The sequence below is a fragment of the Vibrio sp. 10N.261.51.F11 genome (genome assembly GCF_041471665.1).
Lineage (GTDB): Bacteria > Pseudomonadota > Gammaproteobacteria > Enterobacterales > Vibrionaceae > Vibrio > Vibrio crassostreae_C.
In genome coordinates this window covers 1-6,397 of the sequence record NZ_JBFROW010000032.1, presented here as the reverse complement: position 1 = coordinate 6,397, position 6,397 = coordinate 1, and the positions used below count along the sequence as shown (strand labels likewise).

The window sequence follows — 6,397 nt, the reverse complement described above, 5'->3', positions numbered from 1 at the left end:
TTTTACTTTAATTGGTATTATGAGTGCTGTAAAGGCACCGAGCCCCTGCACTTCATGCTATTCCGGCACATATCAGAAAGCCTAGTCTGACGACTAGGCTTTCATCGTTTCCTGCGTATGTGTTTTGGGTTTTAGTAGTAGATCCTTATCGCTAGCTATGAAGTACTTCTCTATATATCGGGAGGTGCTGCTTGGGAATATAGGTGGTCACTTCTAACTCTTAAGCTAAATAGAGCAGAGCACTAATCTGATTGTTTTACTATGTGAAATTCTCTATCGCGTACGTACTTCGCCCTAAGGAGTGAGACTTTATTGCTTGAATACGTAAAGGGTAATTGTCGATTATGTTCGTATTGGTACTCGTTTAGCTGCTATCTAAACCATACCTGATACACGTATCTGGAACCCTGAGACTGACTAAGGAAAAGGTAGGATGCTTAACACTTCAAGCTATCACACTCACTATGCATAAATAGAGATGTTGATTCGAAAGACCATCAAACAAACCTAAATAGCTATCTCGTAGATACAAAAACGCCTAGCGTTTGCTAGGCGTTGATAAATAGTGTTTTGATACACCGACTACAGTATTTGTTTGAGCACTCTGTCGGCTTTTACACGAGTGATCTTACGAATCAATTTCTGAACTTCCATAGGGTAGCTCTCTACCTTATCTAACTGCTTATAAGTACAGATAAGCTGAGTGTGTTGAAGGATATTATCGACTTCAGCCTGGAACTTATCAGTTAGGTGATGGTAGTTATCTTGGATAAAGATACCGTTCTCTAGATCCAACTTCCAGGCGCGAGGGTTTAGGTTATTACCTGTTAGTAGCATGTAGCGCTTATCTACCCATATGCCCTTTAGGTGGAAGCTATTGGAATCGTGTTGCCAAAGTCGAATTGATAGATTACGGCTAGCAATATGAGCTTCATTCGCTTTAGCGAAACGGCGTAAGTTCAGTTCGTAAAGGTATGGCAAACCACCAATCGTTTTAAACTCTTCTTCTGGTGAGATAAAGAAATCATTCGCTGTCTTATCACCAACAACAATGCTGACCTTTACGCCACGCTTAAGCGCTTTCTTGACTTCTTTAGCTAGGCTAGGTGGGAAGTTGAAGTAAGGTGTGCAGATAAAGATTTCATCTTTAGCTTGAGCGACGAGTTGATTGATACCCTGATTCAGACGGTTACGTCTTTTACCGATACCAACTAATGGTGTTACAGCAACTTGCTCTGCTGAAACGTCTTGACCATCGAATTGATACTGAGACCTTGCCAATGATGCACGAAACTGACGAATCGCTGGTTTCAGTTCTTTGGTCGCAGGCTTGTTCTTATCAGCCAGGTCATAAACAGCGCTGTCCGCAACCATCTGTTCGTGTACGTAGGCAAACATTGAGTCAGCAAGAGCCGCGTTGTTTAAAACGTGGTAACGATCAAAGCGATAGCGGTCATGGTAATTCAGGTAGATATTGTTAAGGCTTGCACCGCTGTATATTACGCTGTCATCGACGATAAAGCCTTTTAAGTGCAATACGCCAAAGACTTCTTTGCCACGAACTGGAATGCCATAGACAGGCACAGAATGCTGATATCTTTCAGCAAACTCTTTATACATGGCTGCATTGCCTTCAGAAGACTCTGCACCAATCAATCCGCGCTGCGCTCGGTGCCAATCGACACAAACGCTCACGTCTAATTCTGGATTCTTTTGCTTTGCTTCATATAAGGCAGTTAGGATCTCACGGCCAGCCTCATCATCTTCAAGATACAAAGCGACTAAACTAATACGAGTCGTTGCGCGAGATATCTCATCAAGTAGACGAGTTCGAAACTCTTGCGCTGATAGTAGTACTTCAAACTTGTCAGGATTCTGCGCTATGGTTGGCAACTGTATGAATGGATTCCTACTGGCAATCATATTGACTGTTTTACCTTAAAAATATGCAAAATTGCGAACCTTTAATTTTACCAAAGGGATAGTACCAAATACTAGATAATCGAGGCATTCTCTAACAATTTTGCTGATAATGCATAGGAATGAGATCTTTTCCGCTATTCAAATAGCGCTCGTATAAAACTCTTAAACCATTTGGTAGATCTTTGGGGTCTACTTGTACGAATTTGTGTCGCGCGTAAAAATTGGTGAGATGAGCGTAAGCAAAGCAGTAATCGTCTTCCGTAAGCGTATGTTGCGCACAATAATCCATAAGCTGGGAGCCTAATTGCTGACCGCGATGTTGTTTTGATATCGCCATTCCAGTAAGTAAACGATTATTTTCTATTGTACGAAAACGCACGACACCGCATAGCTCGTTATCCAGCAATAACGAGTAGATCAGTTCACTCTTATTCGCTTTTCCCGTTGGGTAGTGTTCTTTATAGAAACGTTTAACTAGGGGAACCTTTACTGGGTCTAATTGAGTAATGATGACATTGTTCATTCAGTCACTGCGCCATTGGTTTATCTGCTGTAGAATGACCGCAGTGTAAGTTAATTGAATATCGCCATGCAATTCCATCTCAATGCTAGTTTAAAAAATGTTCATACTTTTTCCATCGATCAGACGTGTGATGTGTTGGTTGAAGTCACCACTACCGAAGAACTTATTTCGCTTTACAAAGACCCTAAATGGTCAGCTTTGCCTAAGTTAATACTGGGTAAGGGCAGTAATATGCTTTTTACTGAGCACTTCGCTGGCCTGGTCATCGTGAATAAATTAGCCGGGATTGAGCTGGCCGAGACGGACAGTCATCACCTACTGCATGTAAGTGGTGGCGAGGATTGGCCAAGCTTGGTTGAGTGGAGTGTGGATAAGGGGTTGGGTGGTCTAGAAAACCTAGCAATGATACCCGGCTGTTCAGGCTCTGCTCCAATTCAGAATATTGGTGCGTATGGTGTTGAGCTGCAAGATGTATGCGAGTATGTCGATATTCTGTGTCTGGATACTTATACAGTTAAGCGATTAAACAAAGAAGAGTGTCTCTTTGGTTACCGAGATTCTATTTTCAAACACGCTCTCTACGGTAAAGCGATTGTTGTTGCGATTGGTTTAACGTTGTCGAAAGAGTGGGAGCCATGCAATCACTATGGCCCGTTAAAAAGCCTAGCAGCCGATACACTCTCTCCTCGCACTATATTTGATGAAGTGTGTGCTATCCGTTCAAGTAAGCTACCAGACCCTAGAGTACAAGGGAATGCGGGCAGTTTCTTCAAAAACCCTGTGATCACCAAAGATCATTTTGATCGCTTGTTAGCTCTATATCCAAATATTGTCGGCTATGAGAGTAATGACATGATCAAAGTTGCTGCTGGCTGGCTGATTGATCAATGCCAGTTCAAGGGTGTGACAGAAGGTGGTGCTCAGGTTCACCCCAACCAAGCATTGGTTATCATAAATTATGATGAGGCTTCTGCTGTGGACATTCTTAAGCTTGCAGAGCAAGTACGTCAGTCCGTTTTGAATAAATTCGATATTCGATTAGAACATGAAGTGCGCTTTATGGGACGAGACTGCGAGACAAACCTAGACAAGGCTTTGGAGTCATTGGCATGAGAGAACACAGTACCAAGCTTGCGCTATTGAGGTGTCTTGCTGACGGTGAGTTTCATTCAGGTGAAAACCTAGGTGAAATGATTGGTGTATCACGAGCGGCTATCAGTAAGCACATTAAAGGTATTCAAGAGTGGGGTTTAGATATCTACCGAGTACAAGGCAAGGGTTACAAGCTAGCCAGTCGTTTGGATATGCTTGACCAAGACAAATTGTCAGCAGTTAGTCGCGATGCTTCTCTTGAGCTGATTCCCATCATAGGTTCTACAAACCAGCACCTATTAGAGCGCACTAACACCCTCGAATCGGGTTCTGTCTGTATTGCTGAATATCAAGCTGCGGGTCGTGGACGCCGTGGACGAGAGTGGGTATCGCCATTCGGTGCAAACCTCTATCTTTCAATGTATTGGAGACTCGACGCAGGGATGGCTGCCGCAATGGGCTTAAGCCTTGTGGTTGGTGTAGCTGTTGTTGAAGCTTTGGAAGAGATGGGCGTAGAAGGTGTAAAGCTCAAATGGCCGAACGACCTTTACCACAATGACAAGAAGCTGGCAGGTATCTTGGTCGAGCTGTCAGGACAGTCTGGTGGCGCTGCACATATTGTGATTGGTTTAGGGCTAAACCTATCCATGGATCCAACAACATCAGGTATTGGCCAGCCATGGACTTCCCTTAAAGAAGTGTGTGATGGGAAGGTGCCAGACCGTAACCAGTTAGCGCAGGCTCTGATCAATGCTTGGGATAAGTCACTTGTCGACTATGAGTTGAAAGGAATGTCCAATTTTGTAGAGCGTTGGAACCGCTTGGATAATTTCTTAGGTCGCAATGTTAGGCTGATCATTGGACCTAGAGAAATTGAAGGTGTTGTTCAAGGCATCGATGAACAAGGCGCTGTATTGCTCAAAACTGAGAATGGTGTTGAGAGCTATATCGGTGGCGAGATATCGCTAAGAAAAGGCGACTAAAGCGTTACTATTTTCTTAGTAACACTTCTTCAACCATATGATCTGCGCCTTTGCGTAGAATCAGGTGAGCCCTTTCTCGTGTCGGAAGGATATTTTGTTCTAGGTTCAAGCCATTAATTGAACTCCAGATACCTTCTGCTTTATCCAATGCGGCTTGGTTCGATAATTTAGTGTAATGACTAAAGTAAGAGCCAGGCTTAGTAAACGCACCATCGCGGAATTTCATAAAACGATTGACGTACCACTCTTTGATTTGTTGGCTATCAGCGTCAACATAGAGTGAGAAATCAAGGAAGTCTGAAATAAACACGCGATGTGGCTCGTGTGGATAATTCATTCCGGTTTGTAAAACATTAAGCCCTTCAATAATAAGCACATCTGGTAGGTCGACGCACTTAACGTCATCAGTAATATTGTACGTAAGATGCGAGTAAACAGGGGCTGTGACATTTCTCTTGCAAGCTTTTACATCCGAAACAAAGTTCACTAAACGCTTGATATCGTAAGATTCAGGAAAGCCCTTTTTGCTCATCAACCCTTTCTCTTCTAACACCTCGTTTGGATATAAAAAGCCATCGGTTGTCACTAGTTCAACTTTTGGGTGGTTTTCCCAGCGAGAGAGTAGGGCTTTAAGCAGACGCGCAGTGGTACTTTTGCCAACAGCTACGCTACCCGCAATACCGATGATAAAAGGTGGCGCTTTCTCTTTCTTATCTAGAAATTGGTGGAGTACCGAGTTTCTATTCTGTCTGGCTGCCACATAGAGGTTCAATAGACGAGATAGCGGTAGATAGATCTCTACTGCCTCTTCCATTGTGAGCTTTTCATTGATGCCTTGAAGCTCTTTTAAGTCGCTCTCAGAAAGTGTCATCGGAACTAAATTCCTTAGCTCAGACCAACGTTCGCGGTCAAATGACATAAATGGGCTCATACAAAACTCTATAGTGGATAACAAAACAAGTGCATGGAAAATACATCAAGCGATAGATAAATAAAATATCTTCCTGTGCTAGATGCGTGTTAAAGATGGAAACCTTGAGCTAAATTGGCGTATGTAGGAGTTTGGTAAGAGAATTTTGCACTTTTTTTCAATTTACTATTGCAAGGTGGAAAATCATTCAATAAAATGCGCCCCACTTGTGCCGACTTAGCTCAGTAGGTAGAGCAACTGACTTGTAATCAGTAGGTCACCAGTTCGATTCCGGTAGTCGGCACCACTTTCTCCCTTCCTCTAAGGCAAGCGAGAGAAAGCTCAAAATTTGGAGAGGTTCCCGAGTGGCCAAAGGGAGCAGACTGTAAATCTGTTGGCACTGCCTTCGATGGTTCGAATCCGTCCCTCTCCACCATATTCTAAAGGTTAAATAGCTCAAACAGAGTTACGTGTTGCGTGCATCGTATAATGGCTATTACCTCAGCCTTCCAAGCTGATGATGCGGGTTCGATTCCCGCTGCACGCTCCAACTCATTTTGTGTGCTGATATAGCTCAGTCGGTAGAGCGCACCCTTGGTAAGGGTGAGGTCCCCAGTTCGACTCTGGGTATTAGCACCAGTCTAAAGCTTCTTCTCCTTTAATAAAGAAAACCATTTTTTTGGTTGCGTGGTCTTATTTTAAGCCACCTAATCCGTACCTAGAGGGACACCCCATGTCTAAAGAAAAATTTGAACGTACGAAACCGCACGTAAACGTTGGTACTATCGGCCACGTTGACCACGGTAAAACAACTCTAACTGCTGCTATCTGTACTACACTTGCAAAAGTGTACGGCGGTGTTGCTAAAGATTTCGCATCTATCGATAACGCTCCAGAAGAGCGTGAGCGCGGTATCACAATCGCAACTTCTCACGTTGAGTACGATACTCCAGCACGTCACTACGC

At 43.5% G+C, this 6,397-nt stretch carries 6 protein-coding genes and 4 tRNA genes; 7 read left to right on the top strand and 3 right to left on the bottom strand.

Annotated elements, in window-relative coordinates; translation table 11 throughout:
- Positions 1-582: 582 nt before the first annotated feature.
- Both pssA and AB4351_RS10685 read right to left on the bottom strand, forming a co-directional pair.
- On the bottom strand, positions 583-1,923 hold the full coding sequence (gene pssA / locus AB4351_RS10690; RefSeq protein WP_372125938.1) for a CDP-diacylglycerol--serine O-phosphatidyltransferase: 1,341 nt from the start codon (positions 1,921-1,923) through the stop codon (positions 583-585).
- A 91-nt stretch (positions 1,924-2,014) separates the two neighbouring features.
- Positions 2,015-2,446, bottom strand: coding sequence for a GNAT family N-acetyltransferase (locus tag AB4351_RS10685; protein WP_102319991.1), 432 nt, complete (start codon positions 2,444-2,446; stop codon positions 2,015-2,017).
- 66 nt (positions 2,447-2,512) lie between these two features.
- On the opposite strand from AB4351_RS10685, the gene murB reads away from it, so the two are divergent.
- On the top strand, positions 2,513-3,559 hold the full coding sequence (gene murB, locus AB4351_RS10680; protein ID WP_372125937.1) for a UDP-N-acetylmuramate dehydrogenase: 1,047 nt from the start codon (positions 2,513-2,515) through the stop codon (positions 3,557-3,559).
- The gene (birA, locus tag AB4351_RS10675) at positions 3,556-4,521 is read left to right on the top strand and encodes a bifunctional biotin--[acetyl-CoA-carboxylase] ligase/biotin operon repressor BirA (protein WP_017066911.1); all 966 of its coding nucleotides are present in this window, start codon (positions 3,556-3,558) and stop codon (positions 4,519-4,521) included. Before murB ends, birA begins: the two co-directional genes overlap by 4 nt.
- Before the next feature lie 7 nt (positions 4,522-4,528).
- Here birA and coaA read toward each other — a convergent pair whose 3' ends face one another.
- Entirely contained in the window at positions 4,529-5,452 is a 924-nt protein-coding gene (gene coaA / locus AB4351_RS10670; protein WP_017066910.1) for a type I pantothenate kinase, read from the bottom strand.
- 210 nt (positions 5,453-5,662) lie between these two features.
- Between coaA and AB4351_RS10665 the strand changes: the two genes are divergently transcribed.
- The 5 genes from AB4351_RS10665 to AB4351_RS10645 form a co-directional block, all read left to right on the top strand.
- Positions 5,663-5,738: transfer RNA gene (locus AB4351_RS10665), tRNA-Thr, on the top strand.
- A gap of 44 nt (positions 5,739-5,782) precedes the next feature.
- A tRNA-Tyr gene (locus tag AB4351_RS10660) sits at positions 5,783-5,867 on the top strand.
- Positions 5,868-5,906: 39 nt separating this feature from the next.
- Positions 5,907-5,981, top strand: a tRNA-Gly gene (locus AB4351_RS10655).
- A 13-nt stretch (positions 5,982-5,994) separates the two neighbouring features.
- A tRNA-Thr gene (locus tag AB4351_RS10650) sits at positions 5,995-6,070 on the top strand.
- Positions 6,071-6,164: 94 nt separating this feature from the next.
- The coding region (locus tag AB4351_RS10645; RefSeq protein ID WP_240698606.1) for a GTP-binding protein at positions 6,165-6,397 on the top strand (233 nt) is incomplete at its 3' end.

Excerpts from the sequence above, each read along its gene's own strand:
- pssA (WP_372125938.1), bottom strand. The coding sequence starts at position 1,923 with ATGATTGCCAGTAGGAATCCATTCATACAGTTGCCAACCATAGCGCAG.
- coaA (WP_017066910.1), bottom strand. The coding sequence starts at position 5,452 with ATGAGCCCATTTATGTCATTTGACCGCGAACGTTGGTCTGAGCTAAGG.
- birA (WP_017066911.1), top strand. The coding sequence starts at position 3,556 with ATGAGAGAACACAGTACCAAGCTTGCGCTATTGAGGTGTCTTGCTGAC.
- murB (WP_372125937.1), top strand. The coding sequence starts at position 2,513 with ATGCAATTCCATCTCAATGCTAGTTTAAAAAATGTTCATACTTTTTCC.
- AB4351_RS10685 (WP_102319991.1), bottom strand. The coding sequence starts at position 2,446 with ATGAACAATGTCATCATTACTCAATTAGACCCAGTAAAGGTTCCCCTA.